The sequence below is a fragment of the Catenulispora sp. GAS73 genome (assembly GCF_041262085.1).
In the GTDB taxonomy this organism is placed as follows: Bacteria; Actinomycetota; Actinomycetes; order Streptomycetales; family Catenulisporaceae; genus Catenulispora.
In genome coordinates, this window is the sequence record NZ_JBGCCM010000001.1 from 29255 (window position 1) to 54042 (window position 24788).

Below are 24788 nucleotides of genomic sequence, written 5' to 3' on the forward strand. Positions count from 1 at the left end.
AAATTTTAATGACGATCCGGTAGCACGTCGATGACCTTCTCCTGGACAGCCAGGGTCCTTACCTGATTCTCAGGCCCCGAGATCACCGGTCCCGGCCCCCGGATCACCCGATCCCGGCCTCCTCGGCCGCCTCCACCGCCGTCCGCACGATCCCGATCCGCGTCTCCAGGTCGCCGAAGGCCGCCGCCACGCTCAGCGTGGTCACCCCGGCCTCCTTGTACGCCACCATGCGCTCGGCGATGCGCTCCTTCGGGCCGATCAGGCTGGTGCGGTCGATGAACTCGAACGGGACCGCCGCGGCGGCGCCGGCGTAGTCCTTGGCCAGGTACTTCTGCTGGACCTCGTCGGCTTCCTTCTCGTAGCCCATGCGGCAGGCGAGCTGGTTGTAGAAGTTCTGTTCCTTGCTGCCCATGCCGCCGATGTACAGGGCCGCGTACCAGCGGACCAGGTCCGCGCACAGCTGGACGTCGTCGCCGATCACGGTGGGGACGGTCGGGGCGATGTCGAAGCCGTCCAGGCCGGTCTTGCCGGCCTTGGCGCGGCCGGCCCTGATGTGTTCCAGGTGCTCGCCGGCGTGCTCGGGGCTGAAGAAGACCGGGAGCCAGCCGTCGCCGATCTCGCCGGTCAGCTCCAGGTTCTTCGGGCCGATCGCGGCCAGGTAGACCGGGATGGTCTCGCGGACCGGGTGGACGGTGAGCTTCACCGGCTTGCCGGGGCCGCCGGGCAGGGGCAGCGTGTAGTGCTTGCCGTCGTAGGTGAGGCGTTCGCGGGTCAGGGCCTTGCGGACGATGGCCACGTACTCGCGGGTGCGGCCCAGGGGCGCGGCGAAGGGGACGCCGTGCCAGCCCTCGGAGACCTGCGGGCCGGACACGCCCAGGCCCAGGCGGAAGCGGCCGTTCGACAGGGTGTCCAGGGTGGCGGCGGTCATCGCGGTCATGGCCGGGGTGCGGGCCGGGATCTGGAAGACCGCGGCGCCCACGTCCATCCGCTCGGTGTGGGCGGCGATCCAGGTCAGGACAGTCGCGGCGTCGCTGCCGTAGGCCTCGGCGGCCCAGCACACCGCGTACCCCAGCCGGTCGGCCTCCTTGGCCACCTGCAGGCTCTCGGCGTCGTTGCCCGCGCCCCAATAGCCCATGTTCACGCCGAGCTTCATCGCCCACTCCTGTCCGCTGGACCACCCGCCGGTGGCATGGTTCAGCCAGATTCGCCCCGGCACCCGCGATCGCGGCGCCGTCGCCGGTGATATTACTCGCCAGTAGGAAGCGGCGCGATGGTGACGCCGCCCACGCGGTGTCCCCGGCAACCGATAGCGTCACCTGTCATGGAGCAGCGACACCTGGGGCGGACGGGACTGCGGGTGTCCCGGCTGGGGCTGGGCACGATGACCTGGGGGCGGGACACCGACGAGCACGAGGCCGCCGACCAGCTCAAGACTTTCCTGGACGCCGGCGGCACGCTGATCGACACCGCCGACGTCTACGGGGACGGCGACGCCGAGTACATCGTCGGCCGCATGGTCGAGGGCATCCGCTCCGACGTGGTCATCGCCACCAAGGCGGTCAGCGTGCCGTTCGGCCCGCGCCGCTTCGACGCCTCCCGCCGCCACCTGCTGAACGCCCTGGACGGCTCGCTCAAGCGCCTGGGCACCGACTACGTCGACCTGTGGCAGCTGCACGCCTACGACGCCGCCACCCCGCTGGAGGAGACGCTGGCCGCGCTGGACGCCGCGGTGTCCTCCGGCAAAGCCCGCTACGTCGGCGTGTGCAACTACACCGGCTGGCAGCTGGCGCGCGCCGCGACCTGGCAGTCCGCCGACTTCAGCCGGGCGCCGATCGCCTCGGCGCAGATGGAGTACTCGCTGCTGCAGCGCGGAATCGAGCGCGAGGTGCAGCCGGCCGCCGTGGACCTGGGCATCGGGCTGCTCCCCTGGTCGCCGCTGGGCCGCGGGGTGCTGACCGGCAAGTACCGCGCCGGGGTGCCGGCCGACTCCCGGGCCGCCTCGGCGATGTTCGCGCCGTTCGTCGAGCCCTATCTGGACGGCCCCGGCGACGGCATCGTGGACGCGGTGATCATCGCCTCCGACGGCCTGGGGGTGGCACCGCTGGAGGTGGCGCTGGCCTGGGTGCGCGACCGGCCCGGCGTCACCGCCCCGATCGTCGGCCCGCGCACCGTGGCGCAGCTGCGCGGCTGCTTGAACGCCGAGCAGCTCACCCTGCCCCGCGAGATCAGCGAGGCGCTCGACGACGTCTCCGAGCCCGACATCGGGTACCCGGAGCACACCTGGCAACCGGCCCGCCCGCGGCTGGTCAACCAGCACACGCACAATCAGTGACAGCGCACTACCGCAGATACGGATGGAACGAGAAGTGACGATGACCGAACCGGACGCACCGTCCCTGGACCAGCTCCTGGCCTCCGCCGGGGCGCCGGGCGACCTGGCCCCGCGGGTGGCCGCGACGCTCGGCGAGCAGGCCGCGGCCCGGCTGGCCGCCGACCCGTGGCTGATCCTGTCGGTGCCCGGCGTGCGCCCCGAGGCCGCCGACGGCTTCGCGCGCAGCGTGCTCGGCGGCACCGCGGGCCCGCAGGACCCGCGGCGGGCGCGGGCGGTGCTGGCCTGGCTGCTGGACCGCGCGGCCCTGGACGGGCACACCGCGCAGCCGGCCGACGTGCTGTGCTCGGCGCTGAGCACGCTCGGCTTCGGCGACCCGGCCGGGGCGCTGCAGGCGGCGCTGGAGGAGGGCGACATGCTCGCGTTCTCCAACGCGGTCGAGGAGGAGGACGAGGAAGGCGACGGCGCCGGTCCCGCCGAGGAGCCCGGCGGCGCCTCCGGTCTGATGATCAGTCGGGAGCGCTACGCCTTCGCCGAGGAGGGCGTCGGCGAGGCGGTCCAGCGGCTGCTGGCCACGCCCGAGCCGCTCGGCGAGGACTGGGAGCGGCTGGACACCACCGGCGACCGCATCCACAGCGAGCTGCGCGACACCGTCGGGGCCTACGGCCTGACGCTGGTCGCGACCGCGCCGGGGATCGCCAAGACGGCGCAGATCGCCGGGTTCGCCGAGGCCGCGGCGGCGGCCGGGGTGCCGGTGGCGATAATCGGTGGGAACGCGGCCAGCGTGCGGACGCTGAACCGCGAGCTCGGCGGGACCGAGCTGACGGTGCTTTCGGTGCGGGAGTACCTGGCCTCGCTCGGGCGCGGGGAGGCTGCCGTTCCCGAACAGCGGGACGCGTCGGATGAAGAAGCCGCAGCCACCGAGTCGACGGTGGAGACGCCCGAGTCTGAGACCCCGGGTTCTGACACCACAGAGCCGGCGACTGAGACTGAGGCGGAAGCCGAAACCGCCGAACCCCCCGCCGTCGAGTTCGCCGACCCCCAGCCCGGCCTGGTCGTCGTCTCCGCGGCCCACCAGATCGACGCCGAGGACTTGGCCGCCCTGCTCGACGCGGTCCCCGAGGGCATGCGTGTGCTGCTGGCCGGCGACCCCGCCGAGCCCGGCCCGGCCGGCCCCGGCCAGCCGTTCCGCGACCTGATCGAGACCCGCTCGGACGCGCTCCTGGCGTACACCGCCGACGGCCGCGTCCCCCGCGTACGCGCCGCCGATTCCGAGCCGCATCCGTTGACGGACTTGCGATTCTCACTGCGTGAGGGCGAGCTGCCGCCGCCGGAGAACGACCCGGAGAAGCGGCTGGTGATCGTGCCGGTCCGCGACGCCTCGGAGGCCGTGGCGCGCGCCGTGCAGCTGGCCGCCGACTCGATCCCGCGCACCTTCGGCATGACCCCGGACGACATCCAGGTGGTAACCATCCGCGCCACCGGCGAGGCCGGCGCCGAGACGGTGACCCGGGCGCTGCGCGAGCGGCTGGGCACCGAGCAGGTCAGGGCCCTGACCGCGCGCGAGGCGATGGGCGGCACGTGGCCGGCGGCCGTGGTGGTGCTGGACGGCCCGTCCTCCGGCAGCCTGACCCGGGCCCTGGTCTACGGCCTGTGCGGGCTGGCCGAGCGGCACCTGTCGATCGTGCACGGCGCGGGCTCGGCGCTGCCGCAGGCCGTGGCGAACGTCCCGGACCGGCCGCGGCACACCCGGTTGCCGGCCGTCCTGCGGGACCTGTAGCCGCCGACGAAAGACCGGACAAAGGAACCGCGCCGGACCCAAGGGAGGGATCCGGCGCGGTTCTGCTATTCCGAGTGCGTACCCGCCTCAGCCGGTGACGGAGTCCATCGCCGGCAGGTAGCCGCCGGACTGGCCGGCGGACGTCGGGTGGTAGGACTCGGTGACGTCGCTGACGCTCACCGAGTGCAGCCACTCGTTGAAGAAGTCGCACAGTTCGTGGCCGGAGAAGTTGCCGCGCACGTCGGCGTAGGAGTCGCCGGCGTTCTGCGCCGCGGTCTGGATGACGCTGTCGAGCGTGTCGGCGGCGTTGTTCAGCGCGGTCCGGTCCGTGGTGGACAGGCCCGGGCAGAACCAGGAGTTGCCCAGGTCGTAGAGCTCGGGGTAGCCCATCACGACGACCTGCGCGTTGGGCGCGGCGTTGGCGATCGCGGAGAAGGTGTTCGCCAGCTTGCCCGGCAGCGTCGACCTGGCCGCCGCGGTGGCGGTGTTGATGGCGCTCAGGCAGGCGCTGTCGGACTGCAGGACGCAGGTCTGCATCACCGAGGAGAAGCCGACGTCGTTGCCGCCGATGGTGATCGACACCAGGTTGGTCGACGAGCTCAGCGCCGAGATCTGGTTGTTCAGCACGTCCGTGGTGGTGGCGCCGGAGCAGGCCACCGAGGTGTAACTGGCCGGGCTGTGGGCGTTGGCCCACAGCTGCGAGTACGCGAGCGTGCTGCGCAGGCAGTTGCCGGAGGACGAGATGTACGAACCGGAACCGACGCCGGAGGAGTAGGAGTCACCGAGCGCGACGTAGTTCACGCCGCTCGCGGCCGCGGCGTTGGTCGCCAACACGGTGGTGAAGGCGGTCGTCACCGCGGCCAGGACGAGCAGCGTCCGCTTGAGCACGGGGCGTCGCGTCCGCGTCCGCTTGTGGGGACGAGGGAGCACAGGAAACCTCCATGTGGGGGTGGATGGGGGTGCGCTGCGGAAGAGAATGGCACCCCATCAGGACCCTGTGAAGGCCAAGTTACCAACGAGTTTTGACGAGCGGGTAACTTCTTGGTTGGCAGGTCAGGACGTTTCGACGCAATCACGTCATCCCAGCCTGGGAATCAACCCCGTGATCCGGCTCCGCACCCGTCGCGTCAACTGCTCCACCTCGGCCACCCGCAGCGCCTTGGCTGCCAAAACGTAGACAACGACCAGAGCCGTGCCCCCGGCCGCGGCGGCCAGCATCGAGCCGGGGCGCGCGGTCCCGGCGAGCGCCCCCACGTCCTGCGCCACGGCGTAGGCGAGCACCCCGGCCACGGTCGCGGCCAGCAGCAGCCGGCGGTAGACCTGTGACACGCCCTTGCCGGGCACCGCCGCGGCCACCGAGTTCGCCGCCGAGGGTGACGCCGAGGACCCTGCCGACCCGGCCAGCCGGAGCCGCAGCCAGCGCACGGACCAGGCCAGCCCGATCGCCGAGGACAGCCCGGAACCGGCGGCCATCACCACGACCGGCCAGCGGGTGCCGCTCAAGGCCGCGGTGGCGCCGATGGCGATCGCGGCGTTCACCGTGCCGGTGATCAGGCCGATGGTGAACGGGGTCCGGGTGTCCCCGAAGGCGTAGAACCCGCGCAGGATCACGTACTGCGCGGAGAACGGGATCAGGCCGAGGCCGAACGCGGCGAGCATGTGGCCGATCCCGTGGGCCTGCGGCACGCTGGTCTGGCCGTAGCCGAACAGCACCACGGCGAACTGCGGGCCCAACGCCAGGAACGCGAAGGCGCACGGCACGATCGCCGCCCCCGAGACGCGCAGTCCGAGCGAGAGGTCGCGGCGCACCGCGGCCGGGTCGTCGTCGGCGGCCGCACGGCTCATCCGCGGCAGCAGCATGGTCAGCAGCGACACGGTGATGACCGACTGCGGCAGGATCCAGACCTGCTGGGCCTTGGAGTACGCGGCGTAGCCGACGGCGTCGTGCTTGTAGGCCTCGTCCACGGCGGTTGCCAGGTGCATCACCAGGATGTTGACCGCCTGCCCGACCAGCATGTACGCCAGCGTCCACTTCGCGGGAGCGGCGGCCTGCCCGAGTCCCGCGCCGCGCCAGTCGAAGCGGGGCCGGTAGCGCACCCCTGATCCGGCCAGGAACAGCACCACGACGGCCGCCTGCACCACGACCCCGGCGGTCGTCCCGACGCCGATGAACGTGCTCTGCGAGGCGCTGAGCGTGGGCCCGCCGTCAGGACCGGTCTTCGTCCCGCCGCCGACCGCGATGAACCCGGCGAACACCGCGACCACCACGAGGTTGTTCAGCACCGGCGCCCACGCGGTCGGCCCGAACCGGCCCCGCGCCCCGAGCACCTGGCCCACGACCGCGAAGACGCCGTAGAAGAAGATCTGCGGCATGCAGTAGCGCGCGAACGACGTGGCCAGCTCCCGGTGCGCGGAGTCCAGCCCGTCGGCCGAGGCCGCGACGATCCACGGCGCCGCGACGGTGGCCACCGCGGTGACCGCGAGCAGCGCGCAGAACACCAGCGTCAGCAGCCGGTTGATGTAGGCGGCGCCGCCGTCGGGGTCGCGCCGCATAGCCATGACCAGCTGCGGCATGAAGACCGCGTTCAGGGCGCCGCCGATGATCAGGAAGTAGATCATGTTCGGCAGGGTGTTGCCGACGGTGAAGGTGGTCGCCAGCACCCCGGACCCGAGCGCCGCGGCCTGCAGGAGCTGAGCGAGCATGCCGCCGACGCGGGAGACGACGGTCGCGGTGGCCATCGCGGTGGTGGAGCGCGCGCCGCTGGCGGCTTTGGTACGCCGGGGCAGGTCCGCGGTGACTCCAGCGGCTTGCTTTTCCGCTTCGGGCGCCTCAGCGGCCGGCCACCACAGGTCTTCCGCCAGAAGATCCAAGCGGTCCGCGCTAACCTGCCCCAGCACCGCCGGACCCTGCACCGGCCCGCGCCGCAACGGCATCAGCTCGGTGAGCCGGTTCGAATCGGTGATGACACGCAGCATCCCGGTGTCCCAGTCCCCTGGGACCGCCGGGACTTCGAACCGTCCCGCGTTGACAGCCGCGGCATGCGCGTAGTGGCGTGGGTCTGCCTCGGATTCGTTCACCGTACCTACTTACTCCTGCGGATACCGCTGAAGCACCTTTCCCTTCAGATCCGCGATGAGGTAGCCGCTGCGGTAGTCGTCGCCGAGGTAGACCTTCATGCTCAGAGTGTGATCGATGATGTCGGACTCGACGATCACGTAGTGGTACTTCGGGTTCTTCACGTTCAGCGAGCTGTCGGCGTCCTTGAGTAGCGCGGGCAGCGCGTCCCAGTTCACCGTCGTCGGGTCCAGGGCCGGCTCGCCCTGGTCCAGGGTGCTGCCGGTCATCGAGAAGGAGGCCCGGCCGTTGTTGAAGGAGTACGTGTCGTAGACGGTCGAGTCCGTCTTCTTGACCACGTCGAAGCTCGCGTGGTCGTCGTAGACGGTCATCGACACCACGCGGTTGCCGCCGCTGACCGCGAAGATCTTGCCGATCACCCCGCGCACGCCGGCCGGGGTCAGCAGCTGCCCCGTCGCGGTCGAGGAGCCGCTGTCGGCCGAGCCCTGCGATGAGGTCTGCGCCGAGGTCGGCCCGGACGGCGGCGTCGAGGAGCCGTCGGCCTGCACGTTCGGGAACGACGGCATCGAGAACGTCGGGGCGTTGTTCGCCGCCCCGTTACCGCCCTGCTGGTTGGCGTGGCTCTCGGCGCGCGTCGTGGCCCAGACCGAGAAGCCCATCACGCCCAGGACGGCGACCGTGGAGATGGTCGACAGCCGAAGCGCCTTCGAACGGTACTTCGCCGCCGCCTCGGCGCTCGCGCCGTCGCGGTAGGAGGAGCCGTTCCCATACGGATTGATCGGCGGGCGGCCGGGCGGGCCGCCCGGTATCTGGTCGGTGATCGGGACCTGGCCGGTGCCGCCGAGTTGCTGGGTCTGCGGCCACGCGTCGTAGCCCGGGGAGCCCGCGTAGCCTGCCGGGTAGCCGTGAGAGCCCGGCGCGGCCACGTTGCCGGTGCCCGACATGCCACCGGACACACCGCCCGGCATCCCGCCGTACATCCCGGCGCCGCCCGGCATCCGCGGCCCCGGAATCGGCGCCTGGAAAGCGGTCACGTTCTGCCCGGCCTCGACCTGCGCCAGCATCGCGTCCAGCTGCTCGGCCGACGGCCGCCGCGACGGGTCCGGCACCAGCAGCGCGGTCAGCACCGGGGCCATCGCGCCGGCGCGGAACGGCGGCGGGACGTACCCCTCGGAGACCGCCGCGATGGTCGCGATCGTCGTCTCCCGGCTGAGCGGGTTGCGGCCCTCCAGGCCGACGTACAGCATCAGCCCCAGCGACCACAGGTCCGAGGACGGGTTGCCCTCCACGCCGTGCACCCGCTCGGGCGCCATGTACTCCGGCGAGCCGATCAGCATCCCGGTCGCGGTGAGCCCCGGCGAGGCCTCCAGCGCGGCGATGCCGAAGTCGGTGAGCACCGGCGTGCCGTTCTCGCGCAGCAGCACGTTGGCCGGCTTCACGTCCCGGTGCTGGATCCCGGCCGCGTGCGCGGCCCGCAGCGCGCCCAGCACGCCCCGCCCGATGCGCAGCGCCTCGGGCACCGTCAGCAGCCGCTCGTCCAGCAGCGAGTCCAGCGACCCGCCGGTCACCAGCTCCATCACCAGCCAGGGGTGCGCCAGCTCGCGGGAGTCGACGATGTGGAAGATCGTGACGACGTTCGGGTGCTGCAACCGCGCCAGCGCCTGCGCCTCGCGCAGCACGCGCTCGCGCACCACGCGCTGCTCGGCCGGATCACTGCCGTGCACCGACGCGTCCGGCGTACGCACCTCCTTCAACGCCACCTCGCGCTGAAGCATCAGGTCGCGTGCCCGCCACACCAACCCCATACCGCCGCCGCCGAGCCGCTGCAGCAGCTCAAAGCGCCCGTCGATCACGTATCCGCCCTGGTCCCCACCGGTCATGTGCGGAAGTCTAGGGTCCGGGGCGGACAGTCCTTGTGGGTCTAAACATCGTCACCAAACCGAGATATACCGCCGCCAGTCCGCGAATTCGGGATGTATGCGAGCATGCGAACAGCCGGCCTCCCATCGGCGCGTCAGGCGTTCATAGCCTTCAAGCGCCCACAGGTTCGAGGCCGGCTGTTCGCACAGGGACCGTGCTAGACGACCTCGATCCCGTCGATCTCGTCCTCCGACCCGTCCTCGGCGAACGTATCGAAGTACTCGTCGTCCTCCTCGTCGCCGATCACGTCGAAGCGGCAGACGATCCGCTCCGGGTCGGCGTCGGAGAACGGGTCCTCGAACCACTGCTCGTCGGCGACCGCCTCGGGGTCGGTGGCCAGGACCCAGGTGGTGCCGTCGCCCGGGAGCAGGCCGAGCTCGTCGGAGCGGTTGTGGATCTCGTCGGGATCGAACACGTCGAACAGCGCCGCCAGGGAGCCCGCGACCGTGCTGATGTCCACCTCCGGGTCGACCGCGCCGGCGGCCAGCCCGCGGGCCGCGCCCAGCAGCCGCCCGGGGTGCTCGATCTGGTAGTCGCGGCGGATCAGCACACTGATCGCCTCCGGGTTGTCCGGGTCCGCGGCCACCTCGGCGTACTGGCTCGGGATCTCGAACGGCGTGACCTCGTTGTACGAGTCGTACAGCGCGTCGTCGTAGGACTCGGCGGCGGCGGCCATGGCCAGGAAGGCCGTGCGCACGGCTGGGTCGCTCTCGTCCGACCGGCCTTCCACCGCGGCCAGGTGGGCGTCGATCGCGGCTTTGAGGGCGTCGGCGGCCGAGCGGACGTCGGCGGCGGTGGGGGCGGTCGGTTCAGACATGAGGTAGACGGTATCCGGTCTTGGCCGTGTCGGCTCGCAATACCCGCGTGCGCGCTGGCAAGAAGGCATGCACTTGTCAGCCCCATGGACGACACGGCGAGGGCTCGGTAGCGTCGCTGCAGGCGAGGCGGTCGCCCGGCCGCCGGCGAAGCACAGGGGGCGCACATGCGCGCGTACCACGTCACCATCGGCGCATACGAGTTCGCGGCCACCGAAGAAGGCCCGCAGACCGGCCCCCCGGTGGTACTGCTGCACGGGTTCCCGCAGACCTCGGCCAGTTGGCAGGCGACCAGCAGGCTGCTGGCCGCCGAAGGCCTGCGCACCATCGCCCTGGACCAGCGCGGCTACTCCCCCGGCGCGCGCCCGGCCGAGGTCGCCGAATACCACGTCGACCGGCTCGTCGAGGACGTCGTCGGCCTGCTGGACGCCCTGCACCTGCCCAGCGCGCACCTGGTCGGGCACGACTGGGGCGCGATCGTCGCCTGGCACGCCGCGGTCGCGCACCCGGACCGTTTCAGGACGTTGACCGCCGTCTCGGTGCCGCACCTGCGCGGCTTCTACAAGGTCCTGGCCGCCGACACCCCCGAAGGCGAGGAACAGCGGCAGCGCTCGGCGTACGTGCAGCTGTTCCGCATGGAGGAAAAGGCGGAGGACGTGCTGCTGGCGAACAGCGCCCGCGCGCTGCACGACCTGTTCTCCCCGCTGCCGGAATCGGCGGTCCTGCCGCACTACGCGGCCCTGAGCCAGCGTCCGACGCTGACCGCCGCGCTGAACTGGTACCGCGCGATCGACGCCAAGCAGTCGGCGACGCTGGGGAACGTGCGGATCCCGACGACGTTCGTGTGGTCCACCGGGGACATCGCGATCGGCCGCGCCGTCGCCGAGGGCTGCGCGCGGAACGTCTCGGGCCCGTACCGCTTCGTGGAACTGGAGGGCGTCAGCCACTGGATCCCGGATCAGGCGCCGGTGGAGTTGGCGCGCGCCGTGGTCGAGCGCGTTCGCTCTGTGGAGAACTGAGAGCAAACGCCGCGCGAAGCGTGAATCCGGTCACAAACCCGTGCCTTGATTCGAGAATCGGTGGTGCGGCTTGGAAAACTGATGACCGTATGACTACGCCGACGAATGAGAACCGAGACACCGACCGCGCCGAAGGCACCGACAGCACCGCCCCCGAGGGGCGGCACAGACTCGACCTGTCGGTCACCAAGATCGCGGCCAGTGCCTGCGCCGCCGCCCTGGCCGCCGCGGTGGGTTCGCAACTCGGCGTGGCCGGCACGATCGCCGGCGCCGCGGTCGCCAGCGCCGTGGCGACGTCGGCCGGCGCACTGATCGGACACTCGTTGGAGCGTGGGAAGACCGCAGCCCGCAAGGCGATGCCGGCGCTGGATCCGGAACAGCTGGAGACCGCGATCCTGTCGCGAGCGCGCGGCGCGCGGGCTGAGCGGGTCGAGCGTGCTGAGCGGGCGGCGCGGGTCGCGGCGCCTGCACGGATCCATGAGCCGGCGGCATTGACCCGGGTCGACGAGACGCTGCTGATCCGACCGCTGACGGATCGGGCGGTCGCCGACCACGGGCTGGACGAGACGGTCGTGCTCGATCGCGGGACGCACGCCGCGACCGGCCCGTACGGCCCGATCGCACAGACCGTCCCGCTGCCGAGGATCACCACCGACCCGACCGACCCGAGCGACCCGACCGACCTGACCAACCCGAGCGACGCGGCGCGCACGTGGAAGGACCGCCTCCCGGGCCGCAAGCCGCTGATCGCGGCGGCGGTGGCGAGCTTCCTGATCGGCACCGGCGCGGTCACGGCGCTGGAGGTCGCTCGCAAGGGCGAGTTCCCCGGCTACCACAGCAACGTGTTCAGCAACGACCCCGGCCAGAGCGGCGGCTCGCACAACCAGCCGGCGCCGGAGAACCCCGGCGGGAACGGCTCGCACGAGGGCTCGACGCCGTCGCAGAAGCCGGACTCGTCGTCGAGCTCGTCGGGGTCCGGCAGCCAGACGCCGAGCACCACGCCCTCGACGCCGTCCACCTCCGGCTCGACGCCGAGCACGCCGAGCACACCCTCGACAACTCCGTCGACCGGCCCCACGGGGCCCTCGACCGCGCCGACGTCGCCGCCGACCAGCAACCCGAACCCGACGACGGCGCCGAGCAGCTCGGGCGCTTCGACGCCGGGCCAGTCGGCGACGGGGCTGGGGAAGGCCACGCCGAGCGGCGGGCCGACGGGCTGAGGCGCTCCCCTACCAGGGAGTTAGGCGGCCTGCGTCACGCCTCCGGAGTCGGCAGCCCGGCGGCCAGCACCTCCGCGACATGCCACACCCGGCGCTCGGCCACGGCCTGCTCGACCTGCGTCCGGCAGCTGAACCCGTCGGCGATGAGCAGCGTGTCGGCCGAGGCCGCGCGGATCGCCGGCAGCAGGCTCAGCTCGGCGACCGCCATCGACACCTCGTAGTGACCGTCGGTGACCCCGAAGTCCCCGGCCAGCCCGCAGCAGCCGGACACCACGCGTGCGTCCACCCCGGCGCGCGCCAGCAGATCCACCTCCGCCTCGCCGGTCGCGCCGCTCGCGTACTGGTGGCAGTGGATCTGGATCAGGGCCTTGTGGCCGCTCCACGGCGAGGCCGGCGGACGCCAGTCGGGCGCGTGCACCGCCAGGAACTGCGCCGGGCCGGTCACCAACTCCGCGGCGCGCGCCGCCAACGGATGCGACGGCAGCAGCTCGGTCAGCTCCTCCCGCAACGCCGCGGCGCAGCTTGGCTCGGGCACGATGATCGGCAACCCGGCCTCCACGGCAGGGCCCATAGCCTCCAGCGTCCGCGCCAGCACGCGCCGCGCCATGCCGAGCTGCCCGGTCGAGATCCACGTGAGGCCGCAGCACCCGGTACGCGGAGGCAGCAGAACGCGGAAGCCCGCCGAGCGGAGAACGGCGATCAGCGCCTCGCCGACCGACGGAGTGAAGTTCTCGGTGAACGTGTCGGCCCAGAGCACGACCGTCGGCGTGCCGGACAGCTCCCACAACGCGGACGCCGACCAGGCTCCGGCCTGGCCGGACGGGGCAACGCCGGCCGACACCCCAGGACCAAACGAGTTCGGCCCGCCGACAGCCAAGGAATCCGCCGCAGCCGCACCGACGCCCGCCTTCGAACCCACCGGCGCACCGGCACCATCCGAGCCCGGCCCGCCGGCCAAAGAACCCGCACCCGCGCCACCCGCACCCCGCCCGACAACACCCGACTGCCGCCCCGCACCATCCGAGCCCGGTCCGCCGGCCAAAGAACCCGCCGCCGCACCCGCACCATCCACACCCAGCCCGACGTCAACCGGCACTCCCGCAAGCTGCCCCGCGACATCCGGCCCCACCCCACCACCCGGCTTGAACCCCGCCGGACCGCCCGCCGTCACCGCCGCGGCCCCCGCCCCACCCGACCGCCGCCCGGCCCCACCAACCGCCGCCGCGGCATCCGCCACCCGTCGCGAAAAAGACCGCGCCGCGAACCGCGGCAACGCCCGCTCCGCCGCGATCCCCCCGGCCCGCTTCAGCACCGGCGCCAGCCGCGACCCCAGCACCCGGTTCACCACCCGCGGCGCGAACCCGGCCAGCCGCGCCCACACCGGCAGCCAGCCCAGCGAGTAGTGCGCCGCCGGCCGCAGCCGCCCGCGGTAGTGCTGGTACAGCACCTCCGTCTTGTACGCGGCCATGTCCACCCCGACCGGGCAGTCCGTCTTGCAGCCCTTGCACCCCAGGCACAGGTCCAGCGCGTCCAGCACCTCCGGCGCCCCGTAGCCGCCGCGCACACTCCGGCCGTCCAGCATCTCCTGCAGCACCCTGGCACGCCCGCGCGTCGAGTCCTTCTCGTCCCCGGTCGCCCGGAACGACGGGCACATCACCCCGCCGGCCGCGCTCCGGCACTTGCCCACCCCCACGCACCGCCGCACCGCGCGCCCGAAGTCCCCGTCGTCGGCCAGCAGCGCCAGCTCCGGCGGCGCCTCCTGCACCACCCCCGGCGCGCGCAGGTCGGCGGTGAAATCGCGCGGCGCCACCAGGATCCCGGGGTTCAGCACCCCGGCCGGGTCGAACGCCGCCTTGCACTCGGCGAACGCCTCCAGCAACTCAGCGCTGTACATCGCCGCCAGCAGTGCCGACCGCGCCTGCCCGTCCCCGTGCTCGCCGGACACGGACCCGCCGTGCGTGACCACCAACGCCGTCGCCGCCGCCGTGAACTCCGCGAACTGCTGCCGCCCGGAGACGGTCTGCAGGTCGTGGTCGATCCGCACGTGCAGACACCCCTCCCCGAAGTGCCCGAACACCGTCCCCTTGCGCCCGGCGCTGTGCATCAGCGCCTCGAACCCGCGCAGGTAGTCCGCCAACCGCTCCGGCGGCACCGCGGCGTCCTCGAACCCCGGCCACGCCTCGGCGCCCTCCGAGGTCCGCGTCGCCAGCCCCGCGCCGTCCTCCCGGATCCGCCACAGCTCCCGCTGCTCGCCGTCGGCGACGACCACCCGCGTGGCGTGCGCCCCCTCCAGGTCCGCGACGATCGCCGCCGCCTGGTCCGCCGTCGTCTCGATGAACAGCCATCCCCCGCCCGACGGCAGCGAGGACGGCAGCGGCCGCTTGCGCCGCGCCGCCCACACATCGGCCAGCTCCGCCCCCAGCCCCTCGATCGCCGAGGGCTGATGCGGCAGGACCCACGGCACGTCGGCCGCCGCCGTGACCATGTCCGGATACGCGGCCACCACCAGCACCCGCTCCCGCAGCACCGGGACCAGCCGCACCTCGGCCGCGAGCACCACCGCGAGCGTCCCCTCGGAGCCGACGAGCGCCTTGGCGACGTCGAACCCGTTCTCCGGCAGCAGATGTTGCAACGCGTAGCCCGACACCTGCCGCGGGAACCGGCCCAGCTCGCGCCGAATGGCCTCGCCGTGCCGCCGGACCAGCGCCCGCAGCCGCTCGTCGAGCGCTGCGACCCCGCTCGTCCCCCGCCGCGCCGTCGTGCGCGTGCCGTCCGCGAGCAGCAGCTCCAGCGCCAGCACGTTGTCCGCCGTCGTCCCGAACGCCAGCGACCGGGCCCCGCAGGCGTTGTTCCCGACCATCCCGCCGATCGTGCACCGCGAGGCCGTCGAAGGATCCGGCCCGAACCGCAGCCCGTGCGGAGCCGCCTGCGCCTGCAGCGCGTCCAGCACCACCCCCGGCTCCACCCGCGCGGTGCGCGTGCCCGGATCCAGCTCCAGAACCCGCCCGAAGTGCCGCGAGCAGTCCAGCACCAGCCCCTCGCCGATGGCGTTCCCGGCCACCGACGTGCCGCCGCCACGCAGCGTCACCGGCACGCCGTGCTCGGCGCAGATCCGGACCGCCGCCGCGACCTGTCCGGCGTCGCGCGGGAATCCCACGCCGCGCGGCACGTGCCGGTGGTTGGAGGCGTCGGCGCTGTACTCGGCCCGCCGCCGGGCGCCGAACCCGACGTCCAGCCCGGCGTCCGCCAGGGCCTGCCGCCACCGGCGTTCGGCCAGGTCGGAGGCACGGTTCGGGCCGGGCGCGGAGGACTTCGCCAAGGAAGATCGGTCAGGCACGCTCCCCAACGTAGCGCCCCGCCCCGCGACCGGGTGTGAGCCGCCGCATTCCGGGGGCGGAACCGGTCCCGGGCGAGTACGTTCGGAGACGAAAAACCCCGCAAACCCCGTCAGGCCGATCATGGCCGGGTTGAAGGAGGCTCCGCGATGAAGATGACAGAGTACGTCCCCGGGACGCCGTGTTGGGTGGACCTGGGGACCTCGGACCTGGACGGCGCCGCGACCTTCTACGGCGGCCTGTTCGGCTGGACCGCGCAGGTCGCCGAGGACCCCGCGGCCGGCGGCTACACCCTGTTCCTGCTCAACGGCGAACAGGTGGCCGGCGCCATGAAGACCATGTCCGCCGAGCAGCCGGTGGCCTGGAGCACCTACGTGGCGGTGACCGACGCCGACGCCACGATGGCCAAGGCCCAAGCCGCCGGCGCCCAGACGATCATGCCCGCGATGGACGTCACCGACGTCGGCCGCATGGCCTTGTTCGCCGACCCCACCGGCGCCGTCCTGGGCCTGTGGCAGCCGCGGTCGATGCGCGGTGCCGGCCTGGTCAACGAGCCCGGCACCCTGACCTGGGACGAGCTGAACACCCGCGACGCCGACACCGCCAAGGCGTTCTACACCGCGACCTTCGGCTGGGGCGCCGTGACCACCCCGATGGACGGAATGGAGTACACCGAGTTCCAGGTCGACGGCCGCACCGTCGCCGGCCTGATGGTGATGGACGACGAGCACTTCCCGAAGGAGACGCCCCCGCACTGGGCCGTGTACTTCGGCGTCGCCGACTGCGACGCCTCGGTGGCGAAGGTCGGCGAGCTCGGCGGCAAGGTCGTGGTACCCACGACGCCGATCCCGCCGGGACGGTTCGCGGTCTGCCAGGACCCGCAGGGCGGATTCTTCTCGCTGTTCGAGCCGAGCGGGGACCAGCCGGCTGAGGACGCGGCCAGCTGAGGTCTTCTGAGGACTTCTGAGGTCTTCTGAGGTCTTCTTGGGTCCGGTCAGGTGCGTGAGCACGCATCGGACGGGACCCTTGGCGTTTCACGCCCCCCGCGCCACCTCAGACGTCGGCGCCGCCCGACACCAGCAGGTCTTCGGCACGCAGGGAGGGCGCGGACTCGTCCACGATCAGCCCGTCCCGCAGGAAGACGATGCGGTCGGCCCAGCCCGCGTGCCGCGACTCGTGCGTGACCAGAACCCCGGCAGCGCCCTCGTCACAGCGCTTGCGCAGCAGCCGCAGCACCGCCTCCCCGGTCTCGGAGTCCAGCGCGCCGGTCGGCTCGTCGGTGAGGATCAGGCGGCGCGCGCCGATCAGGGCCCTGGCGATGGCGACACGCTGCTGCTGACCGCCGGACATCTCGTCCGGGAAGCGGTCGGCCTCGGCGCGCAGGCCGACTTCTTCGAGGGCTGCGAGGGCTTCCTGGCGGGCCTTGCGCGCCGACAGCCCGTCCAGCTCACGCGGCAGCGCCACGTTCTCGGCGGCCGTCAGCGCCGGGATCAGGTTGTAGTCCTGGAAGACGTAGCCGACTGAGCGCCGACGGATCGCAGCGAGCTGCGCCTTGCTCTGCGAGGCCAGGGTGGTGCCCTCGATACGCACCTCGCCGGTCGTCGGCATGTCGAGGCCGCCGGCCAGCGACAGCAGCGTCGACTTGCCCGAGCCCGAAGGCCCCATCACGGCCACCAGCTCGCCGGGCGCCACGGCCAGGTCGACGCCGCGCAGCGCGTGAACCTCAGCAGCCCCCTTGCCATGGACGCGTGTGACGGCGCGTAGTTCCAGTACCGGATCAGACTTCGTATCCCCGCTCATCGTGCTGTGCCCTCCCTGGTGGCTGCCTGCATCGAGGGTCGGACCGCCGGCTCGTGACGGCTGCCCGGCGTTCAACCTACCGGGACGCCCTAGCACCGCGCCTCGAAGCTGTCTCGGCCGGGGCCGTCTCCGCCGCGCTGGTGCGCCAGGAGATGCGGGGGCGCGCTGTCGCTGGCACGATCGCGGCGATCGTCGCTTCCGTCGCGCTCGGTTGGCTCGGGGCGACGCGGAGGTGGTCTACCCTCGCGGGGTGACCGGCCGACCTCGCACGCTTCGGACCGCGGCGGTGATCAGCGCTTCCGCCGCGCTGTTCGCCCTGTCCGCATGCGGCGGCACCAAGGCCTCGCCAGCTCCTACCAGCACCGATGGCGCCACCTCGGGTACGTCGGCGTCCGAGGCCCCCGCCGACTCGGCAGCGCTCGAACGGGTCGTCCCCGAACCGTCCGGCATTACGGCGGCCGCCGGGAGCTTCACCCTCACGGGTGCTACTGCGATCCATGCCTCCCCCAGCGCCGAACCGGTCGTGGCCGACCTCGCGGCGTACCTCAAGCAGCAGACCGGCCTGGCGCCGCAGACCACGCAGAGCGCCGACGCCCCGATCCAGCTCGTCCTTCAGTCCACCGGCGGTGACGCATCCCTGGGCGCCGAGGGCTACACACTCGCCATCACCGCGGCTTCGGTCACGCTCACCGCCGCCACCGACGCAGGACTCTTCCACGGCGTCCAGACCATCCGTCAGCTGCTCGTCGGCGCCAAGCTCCAGGCCGGCACGATCACCGACCACCCGCGCTTCGCGTATCGGGGCGTGATGCTGGACGTCGCGCGCCACTTCTACGGCGTGGCCGACGTGAAGGCCTACATCGACGCCGCCGCGCTGTACAAGGTCAACGAGTTCCACCTGCACCTGAGCGACGACCAGGGCTGGCGGTTCGTCGTGCCGGGCTGGCCGAAGCTGGCCACGGTCGGCGGCGCCACGCAGGTCGGCGGCGGTCCCGGTGGGTACTACACGGCGGCGGAGCTGAAGGAGATCGTCGACTACGCGGCGTCGCGGTACATGACGGTGATTCCGGAGATCGACATGCCCGGCCACGTCGGCGCGGCCGTGTCCGCGTACCCGACGCTGGCCTGCGACGGCCGCCACCACGGTCCCGTGACCACGGCGGCCCCCGGCTACGACGCACTGTGCACGACGAGTGAGTCAACATACAGATTTGTCGATTCAGCGACCAAGGCCGCAGCCGACGCCACCCCCGGCCCCTACCTCCACCTAGGCGGCGACGAGGCGCAGGCCCTGAACCTGACGCAGTACGACAGCTTCGTCCAGCGTGCGCAGAACCTCGTCGCCACCTACGGCCGCACACCGATCGCCTGGGCCGAGGCCGGCACCGCACCCCTGCTCCCCCAGACGGTGCTGGAGTACTGGAACACGGCGCAGCCGCAACCGTACGTCACGCAGGCCGCCGACAAGGGCACCAAGCTGATCATGGCCCCCGGCAACCACGCCTACCTGGACCAGCAGCCGACCCCAGACTTCCCCCTCGGCCTGCACTGGGCCGGCTACACCCCGGTGTCGAAGGCCTACGCCTGGGACCCGGTGACGGTCCTGCCCGGCATCGCGCCGTCATCAGTACTCGGCGTCGAAGCGCCGCTCTGGAGCGAGACCGTGAAGAACCTGAAGGACGCCGAAACCCTCGCCTTCCCCCGCCTCCCAGCCATCGCCGAAATCGGCTGGTCCACCCCGAACACCCACAACTGGCCGAAGTTCGCCCAGCGGCTCGCGGACCAAGCGCCGCTGTGGGACAAGCTGGGCATCGCCTACTACAAGTCGCCCGAGGTGCCATGGGACCAGAGCTGAGGCTGCCGGCCGACCATGCTTGCCGACGGATTCGCGCCGCACACGCCTGCCTGCCGGCCCTAGCCACGGCTCGCGCACCGGACGAACCGCTGGCCGCCACATCTGCCAGCAGATGTGCACCGCGCTCGCCCGCCGACTCTCGCCTACCGCCAGCGCGCCGGTCTTGAGCTCCGACTCGGGCGCCAGCCGCCTCCGCAAGCTCGAAATCCGCGCGGCTCTCGCCCGCCGGCTTTTGGCTATTACTTGCCGGCCGGCCCCGGCCCCGGCTGTGGCTCGGGCTAGCAAACGCAGGCGCTTGCCACCGCTGCCAGCTCGAAATCCGCGCGGCCCTCGCCCCCGGCTTTTGGCTACTGCTTACCGGCCGGCCCGGCCCCCGGCTGCGGCCCGGACTAGCAAACGCAGGCGGCCGCCGCCTCCGCCAGCTCGAAACTCGCGCGGCTCTCGCGCGCCGGCTTTTGACTGCTACTTGCCGGCTGGCCCCGGCTGCGGCTCGGGCCAGCAAACGCAGGCGGCCGCCACCCCTGCCAGCTTGTAGGTTTCGCGCCGCGCTGGCCGCCAGCTTTGGTTTTGCCTGCTTGCAGGCCCCGGCCCCCGCTCCCATGCAAGGCGAGCCGCCTGCCGCCCCGTCTACCTGAGGGTTCGCGCTGCGCCGGCCTCCGCATCGCCGTTGCCCGCATTCCCCCAGTTTCCCCGATAGTCGCGCGCAAGGCCAGTTATCTCCAGGCATTCCGCCGCCGCCCAAAGGATCTACGCATTCCGCACGATGCAGAGCTCGAACATACCCGGTATCCCTTGACCCCATGATCTGGAAGGTCGCCGTTCGCATCGCGCGCCGCGAAGCCCTGCGCCACAAGGGGCGGTCCGCGCTGGTCGCGGCGATGCTGGCGCTGCCGGTGGCCGGCGCCAGTGCGGCTGACACGCTTTATCACACCACCAAGCTCACGACTGTTGAGCAAGTGCGGCGGGACATCGGGCGGGCCGACGCCATGGTGTCCTTCGTCGCGCCCGCGCCGATCGAGCAGCTGCCCGACGGGAGCGTGCCGACCTCGCCGCAGGTCGACGGCATGCTGGCCGGGGCGCTGCAAGGTGTGCAGATCGCGTCGCCGGTCGATGGCGGGGCGCTGCCGGCGGGGTCGCGGGTCGTGCCGATGCCGGCGCCGCAGGAGATGCGCGTGAGCTCGCCGCGGGGTGCGTACTCGGTGCAGGCTGCTGAGCGCGACCTCGGTAATCCGCTGCTCGACGGGCTCTACGTCAAGAAGTCCGGCCGCGCGCCGGGCGCCAAGGGCGAGGTCACGCTCTCCAGCTCGCTGCTCTCCGCGCTCGACAAGCGCGTCGGCGACCGGCTCAGCGCCGAGTTCCTCAGCGCCGGCGAGGTGCCCGACCGGAGTGGCCGGTTGCCGGAGCACCAGCTCACCATCGTCGGGGAGTACGACGATCCCGCGCACCTGGACGCCGAGGAGATCGTCGCCTACCCCGGCACGCTGCCCACCGGGCCGAACGACCCCGGCCCGGCCAAGTGGCTCGCGCAGGTGCCCGGCGGCCTGAGCTGGGCCCAGGTCCAGAAGCTGAACCAGAACGGCTACTCCGCCGAGTCCCTCCTGGTCGCCCAGAACCCGCCGCCGGACTCCGCCGTCCCGCTGCTCCAGCACTACCGCGCCGCCTCGGCCGGCAACAGCCGCCTGGCGCAGGCGCTGCTCGCGGTCGGCGCCGTCGGTGTCGTCATGGCCCTGCTGGAGGTGGTGCTCCTGGCCGGACCGGCCTTCGCCGTCGGGGCCCGCAAGCGCCGCCGCGACTTCGGCCTGATGGGCGCCGCCGGAGCCGACCAGCGCATGGTCCGCGCCGTCGTGCTGGCCGACGGCCTGGTGCTCGGCGCGGTCGGCGGCATCGTCGGCGCCCTGGCCGGGATCGGGCTGGGACGGCTGGCGCTGCCGGAGGCGGTCACCCTCACGCACCGCGAGCCCGGCGCCTTCCGCATCGCGCCCGGCGACCTCGCGGGAGCGGCGCTGATCGGCGTGGTGACCGGCCTGATCGCGGCCCTGATCCCCGCCGTCATCACCGGACGCCAACAGGTCCTCCAGGCCCTGACCGGCGGCCGGCGCGGAGCCCGCGGCGTGCCGTGGAAGCTGGCGACGCTCGGCGTCGTCATCCTGGCCGCCGGCATCGCGGCCACCGGCTACGCGGTCTTCAAGCCCGGCATCCACACGCTCCCCCTGGTCGCGGGCATCGCAGTGTCCGAACTCGGCGTCGTCGCCTGCACCCCGCTGCTGGTGGCCCTGACCGGCAAGCTCGGCCGCCTGCTCCCGCTCACCGGCCGCATGGCCCTGCGCGACAGTGCGCGCAACCGGGGCCGCACCGCCCCGGCCGTCGCCGCGATCCTGGCCGCCGTGGCCGGATCCACCGCCGTGGCCACCATGCTCACCAGCACCGACGCCCGCGGGAAAGCGCAGTATCACAGCGCCCTGCGTCCCGGCCAGGTGGCGCTGATGTTCGGAAACACCGCCCAACAGCAGCTGAACGGCCTGCAGTTCGGCAATCCGAACAACGCGAACAACCCGACCACCCCGCCGATCGACCCCACCAAAGCCATCGCCGCGATCAGCGCCACCCTCCCGGTCCGCTCCGCGGCAGTGATCCCCACCCAGGACTACAACGGCTTCGTCCCGGTCAGCATCGTCGTCAAGCGCACCCTCGCCAACGACTGCCCCTTCTTCAACAACACAGACGGAGCCGTCCCCTTCCCCTCGGGCCAGGACACCGAGTCGATGATCCAGTCCGACCCGCGCTGCGTGGCCGCCTTCAGCGGCAGCCAGGTCGTCCCGGGCGACGCCGCCACCCTGCGCGCTCTCACCGGCACCGTCGACGCGCAGGCCGAGCAAACCCTCGCGGCCGGCGGCATGGTCGTGTTCAGCCCTTACGACCTCAACGGCACCGTCTCGTCGACGAGCACCGCCACCGGCGCGGCGACCGCCACCATCGCCCTGCAGCGCAGCTGCCCACCGGCCGGCGCGGACCTGCCCGACCCCATCCGCCAGCAGTTCGCCCCCTTCTGCAGCGGACCGGCCCCGGCCCCGATGACCCTGCCGGCGGCCGTCGCCAAGACCAAGGACGGCAGCGCCGTCAACGGAGTCCGGGCCCTGATCCCGCAGTCGGCAGCCGACCGCTACGGCGTGAAGTACACCCCGTCGATGATCCTGTTCGACACCACCCGCATGCCGACCAAGGCCGAGGAAGAACGCGCCAACGCCGCCGCCGAGACCCTGGGCACCACCGCGCTGCTGAAAGTCGAGCGCGGCTACCAGGGCGGCAACGACACCACGATGCTGGCGCTGGCCGCCGTCGCGGCGTTCGTGACCCTCGGCGCGGCGGCGATCTCGACCGGCCTGGCCATCACCGACAGCCAGGCCGACCTGGAGACCCTCGCCGCCGTCGGCGCGCGCCCACGCGTGCGCCGCACCCTGGCCGGATCGCAGGCCACGATCACCGCCACGATGGGCGCCGTCCTGGGCTCGGCGACCGGACTCGTCCCGGCGGTGGCGATCGTCGAGGCCCGGTCGCACAGCTTCGTTCAGTCCGCGTTCGACGGAGCGAGAGGCTCGCGCTTCGGCGGCTTCGGCGCGGCGCCGAGCGTCCACGCGCAGAGCTATCTGGCGATCCCGTGGTCATTCCTCATCGGCACGATCGTGATCGTTCCGATGCTCGCCGGGATCGGAGCGGCCCTGGTGACACGCTCGAAGGTAGAGATTCGGCGACGACGGGGATAGCGGGGCCCCGGCGCGGGCAATTGGAGAGCGGCCGGATGGCGCGCGCCTGGCGGGCGCGCCATCCGGCTCGGGCACTGAGGGGAATCAGGGGTGCGCGAGGGGTGATCGGAGGGGAAGCCCGGACCCTGCCGATCGGCGGTCCGTCAGGCCCCTGCCAACGACGGCGGAAGGTCCCGCACCACCACCTTGCCGGTGGCGTTGCGCGGCAGCGCGTCGACGAACACGACGTCGCGCGGCACCGCGTTGCCCGGCAGGTAGCGCGCGACGACTCCGCGCACCTGTGGCGCGGTCATCTCGGCGCCGGGCCGGACCACGACGTAGGCGGCGAAGCACTGCCCCTGGTCGGCGTCGGGCACCCCGACCACCGCGGCCTCGCGGATGTCCTGCACCGAGGCCAGCAGATCCTCGACCTCGCGCGGGAACAGCTCCTGCCCCGCGCTCACGATCATGTCCGCGTCGCGTCCCTGGACGAACAGCCGGCCGGAGGAGTCCAGATGGCCGCGGTCGTTCGTCGCCATGTATCCGGCGCGGTGTTCCTTGGTGCCGCCGTTGGTATAGCCCTCGAACAGCAGAGTGTTCCAGACGAAGATCCGGCCGGTGACGCCGCGCGGCACCACCTCGCCGCGGTCGTCGAGCACCTTCAGCCGGGAGTCCAGCGGCGGGCGCCCGGCGGTGTTCGGGGCGATGCGCAGATCGGCGGGTTCGGCGACGGCGGCCCAGGAGACCTCGGTGGAGCCGTAGAAGTTGTACAGGACGTCGCCGAAGACGTCCATGAACGAGATGACCACCGGCGTCGGGATCGCCGAGCCCGACGTGGCCACGATCCGCAGCGACGAGGTGTCGTAGGAGTCACGCAGCTCCGGCGGCAGCTCCATGATCCGCTGCAGGACCACCGGCACGCCGAACACCACCGCGCAGCGCCGTTCCTCGATCGCCTGCAGCGTCGCCTTGGGCTCGAAGCGCCGCTGCAACACCAGCGTGTTGCGCAGCGCCATGCCGATCTGCAGGGCGGCCAGGCCCCACATGTGGAACAGCGGCGTGGCCACGAGCACTGATTCGCAGGCACGCAGCGGTATTCGGGAGATCAGCCCGGCCGCGGCGGACAGCCCCGGCGGGTTCGCGCGCTGCGCGCCCTTCGGCGCGCCGGTGGTGCCGGAAGTCAGGACGATGATCCGGCCCGGGCGCTGGGGCGGGCGGCGCTTGGCGTCGGAGGCGGTGTCGATGACGTCGTCCACCGTGGCGGTGGCGGCCATCCGGTGCGCCGGCGGGCCGAACGGGCGTCCGGTGCCCGGGCCGGTGGCGTCCGGCCAGGCGACCAGGAACGGCACGCCGAGCCGGGCCGAGGCGACGTGGTCGGCGAACTCGGCGTCGGCGATCACCACGGCGGGCTCGTGCGCGCGCAGCACCTCGGCGGTGGCCCGCACGGACAGGCCGGTGTTCACCAGGACCACGTCCGCGCCGAGCTCGGCGGCGGCCAGCACCGCCTCGACGAACCAGGCGTGGTTCCGGCACAGCACGGCCACCCGGCTGCCCGGGGCGGCGCCGAGCCGCTCCAGGCCGTTGGCCAGCCGGACGGCGCGGCGGTGCACCTCGCGGTAGGTCACCGAGCGCCGCTCGTCGATCACCGCGATCCGGTGCGGCGAGCGGGCCGCGGCGGCGCGGTAGCCGCCGGCAACCGTGGCGCCCCAGCGGGCCAGGCTCAGCAGCTGGCGGACGGTGCGGTCCGGGCGCGCCGGGCGCAGGACCCCCGAGCGCGTCAGGATGCGCAGCACCCGAAGGCTGGTGCCTTTGGGGCCGGCGATCTCGCTGGGCTCGGCGCGGCTGGCGGACATGGCGGTGCCCTCCTGTCGGGGTGACGGATGGCTGTGCGTTCGTGGG

15 protein-coding genes are annotated in these 24788 nt (G+C 72.6%); 7 read left to right on the forward strand and 8 right to left on the reverse strand.

What is annotated here, in order from left to right; all coding sequences use genetic code 11:
- Positions 1-103: 103 nt before the first annotated feature.
- Positions 104-1153: an LLM class F420-dependent oxidoreductase gene (locus ABH935_RS00125; protein ID WP_370375657.1), complete on the reverse strand. Its 1050-nt coding sequence runs from the start codon at positions 1151-1153 to the stop codon at positions 104-106.
- A gap of 168 nt (positions 1154-1321) precedes the next feature.
- Between ABH935_RS00125 and ABH935_RS00130 the strand changes: the two genes are divergently transcribed.
- Together ABH935_RS00130 and ABH935_RS00135 are read left to right on the forward strand one after the other, a co-directional pair.
- Positions 1322-2332: an aldo/keto reductase gene (locus ABH935_RS00130; RefSeq protein ID WP_370375658.1), complete on the forward strand. Its 1011-nt coding sequence runs from the start codon at positions 1322-1324 to the stop codon at positions 2330-2332.
- A gap of 40 nt (positions 2333-2372) precedes the next feature.
- Positions 2373-4109 carry a helix-hairpin-helix domain-containing protein gene (locus tag ABH935_RS00135; protein ID WP_370375659.1) on the forward strand — a complete coding sequence of 579 codons (1737 nt, stop codon included), beginning with the start codon at positions 2373-2375 and terminating at the stop codon, positions 4107-4109.
- A gap of 87 nt (positions 4110-4196) precedes the next feature.
- Here ABH935_RS00135 and ABH935_RS00140 read toward each other — a convergent pair whose 3' ends face one another.
- From ABH935_RS00140 to ABH935_RS00155, 4 genes are all read right to left on the reverse strand, one after another.
- Positions 4197-5039, reverse strand: a complete 843-nt coding sequence (locus ABH935_RS00140; RefSeq protein ID WP_370375660.1) for an SGNH/GDSL hydrolase family protein — start codon at positions 5037-5039, stop codon at positions 4197-4199.
- A 147-nt stretch (positions 5040-5186) separates the two neighbouring features.
- Positions 5187-7187 (reverse strand): murein biosynthesis integral membrane protein MurJ, encoded by a 2001-nt coding sequence (gene murJ / locus ABH935_RS00145; RefSeq protein ID WP_370375661.1) that lies wholly within the window; start codon positions 7185-7187, stop codon positions 5187-5189.
- A gap of 9 nt (positions 7188-7196) precedes the next feature.
- On the reverse strand, positions 7197-9065 hold the full coding sequence (locus ABH935_RS00150) for a serine/threonine-protein kinase (RefSeq protein ID WP_370375662.1): 1869 nt from the start codon (positions 9063-9065) through the stop codon (positions 7197-7199).
- 197 nt (positions 9066-9262) lie between these two features.
- Complete coding sequence (locus ABH935_RS00155) at positions 9263-9922, reverse strand: hypothetical protein (protein ID WP_370375663.1); 660 nt, start codon at positions 9920-9922, stop codon at positions 9263-9265.
- 165 nt (positions 9923-10087) lie between these two features.
- Here ABH935_RS00155 and ABH935_RS00160 point away from each other — a divergent pair, with 165 nt between their 5' ends.
- Both ABH935_RS00160 and ABH935_RS00165 read left to right on the forward strand, forming a co-directional pair.
- Complete coding sequence (locus ABH935_RS00160) at positions 10088-10939, forward strand: alpha/beta fold hydrolase (protein ID WP_370375664.1); 852 nt, start codon at positions 10088-10090, stop codon at positions 10937-10939.
- Positions 10940-11028: 89 nt separating this feature from the next.
- Positions 11029-12159, forward strand: coding sequence for a hypothetical protein (locus ABH935_RS00165; RefSeq protein ID WP_370375665.1), 1131 nt, complete (start codon positions 11029-11031; stop codon positions 12157-12159).
- A 34-nt stretch (positions 12160-12193) separates the two neighbouring features.
- On the opposite strand, the gene ABH935_RS00170 is transcribed toward ABH935_RS00165, so the two are convergent.
- Complete coding sequence (locus tag ABH935_RS00170; RefSeq protein WP_370375666.1) at positions 12194-15496, reverse strand: FAD-binding and (Fe-S)-binding domain-containing protein; 3303 nt, start codon at positions 15494-15496, stop codon at positions 12194-12196.
- Between the two features lie 147 nt (positions 15497-15643).
- On the opposite strand from ABH935_RS00170, the gene ABH935_RS00175 reads away from it, so the two are divergent.
- Positions 15644-16441 carry a VOC family protein gene (locus ABH935_RS00175; protein ID WP_370375667.1) on the forward strand — a complete coding sequence of 266 codons (798 nt, stop codon included), beginning with the start codon at positions 15644-15646 and terminating at the stop codon, positions 16439-16441.
- 106 nt (positions 16442-16547) lie between these two features.
- Here ABH935_RS00175 and ABH935_RS00180 read toward each other — a convergent pair whose 3' ends face one another.
- Positions 16548-17294 carry an ABC transporter ATP-binding protein gene (locus ABH935_RS00180; RefSeq protein WP_370375668.1) on the reverse strand — a complete coding sequence of 249 codons (747 nt, stop codon included), beginning with the start codon at positions 17292-17294 and terminating at the stop codon, positions 16548-16550.
- 250 nt (positions 17295-17544) lie between these two features.
- Here ABH935_RS00180 and ABH935_RS00185 point away from each other — a divergent pair, with 250 nt between their 5' ends.
- Together ABH935_RS00185 and ABH935_RS00190 are read left to right on the forward strand one after the other, a co-directional pair.
- Positions 17545-19149 carry a beta-N-acetylhexosaminidase gene (locus ABH935_RS00185; protein ID WP_370375669.1) on the forward strand — a complete coding sequence of 535 codons (1605 nt, stop codon included), beginning with the start codon at positions 17545-17547 and terminating at the stop codon, positions 19147-19149.
- 800 nt (positions 19150-19949) lie between these two features.
- On the forward strand, positions 19950-22910 hold the full coding sequence (locus ABH935_RS00190) for an FtsX-like permease family protein (RefSeq protein WP_370375670.1): 2961 nt from the start codon (positions 19950-19952) through the stop codon (positions 22908-22910).
- A gap of 143 nt (positions 22911-23053) precedes the next feature.
- Here ABH935_RS00190 and ABH935_RS00195 read toward each other — a convergent pair whose 3' ends face one another.
- Entirely contained in the window at positions 23054-24742 is a 1689-nt protein-coding gene (locus ABH935_RS00195) for an AMP-binding protein (RefSeq protein ID WP_370375671.1), read from the reverse strand.
- Between the last annotated feature and the right edge of the window lie 46 nt (positions 24743-24788).

Excerpts from the sequence above, each read along its gene's own strand:
- ABH935_RS00155 (WP_370375663.1), bottom strand. The coding sequence starts at position 9,922 with ATGTCTGAACCGACCGCCCCCACCGCCGCCGACGTCCGCTCGGCCGCC.
- ABH935_RS00190 (WP_370375670.1), top strand. The coding sequence starts at position 19,950 with ATGATCTGGAAGGTCGCCGTTCGCATCGCGCGCCGCGAAGCCCTGCGC.
- ABH935_RS00150 (WP_370375662.1), bottom strand. The coding sequence starts at position 9,065 with ATGACCGGTGGGGACCAGGGCGGATACGTGATCGACGGGCGCTTTGAG.
- ABH935_RS00180 (WP_370375668.1), bottom strand. The coding sequence starts at position 17,294 with ATGAGCGGGGATACGAAGTCTGATCCGGTACTGGAACTACGCGCCGTC.
- ABH935_RS00195 (WP_370375671.1), bottom strand. The coding sequence starts at position 24,742 with ATGTCCGCCAGCCGCGCCGAGCCCAGCGAGATCGCCGGCCCCAAAGGC.
- ABH935_RS00175 (WP_370375667.1), top strand. The coding sequence starts at position 15,644 with ATGAAGATGACAGAGTACGTCCCCGGGACGCCGTGTTGGGTGGACCTG.
- ABH935_RS00125 (WP_370375657.1), bottom strand. The coding sequence starts at position 1,153 with ATGAAGCTCGGCGTGAACATGGGCTATTGGGGCGCGGGCAACGACGCC.
- ABH935_RS00135 (WP_370375659.1), top strand. The coding sequence starts at position 2,373 with ATGACCGAACCGGACGCACCGTCCCTGGACCAGCTCCTGGCCTCCGCC.
- ABH935_RS00160 (WP_370375664.1), top strand. The coding sequence starts at position 10,088 with ATGCGCGCGTACCACGTCACCATCGGCGCATACGAGTTCGCGGCCACC.
- ABH935_RS00130 (WP_370375658.1), top strand. The coding sequence starts at position 1,322 with ATGGAGCAGCGACACCTGGGGCGGACGGGACTGCGGGTGTCCCGGCTG.
- ABH935_RS00165 (WP_370375665.1), top strand. The coding sequence starts at position 11,029 with ATGACTACGCCGACGAATGAGAACCGAGACACCGACCGCGCCGAAGGC.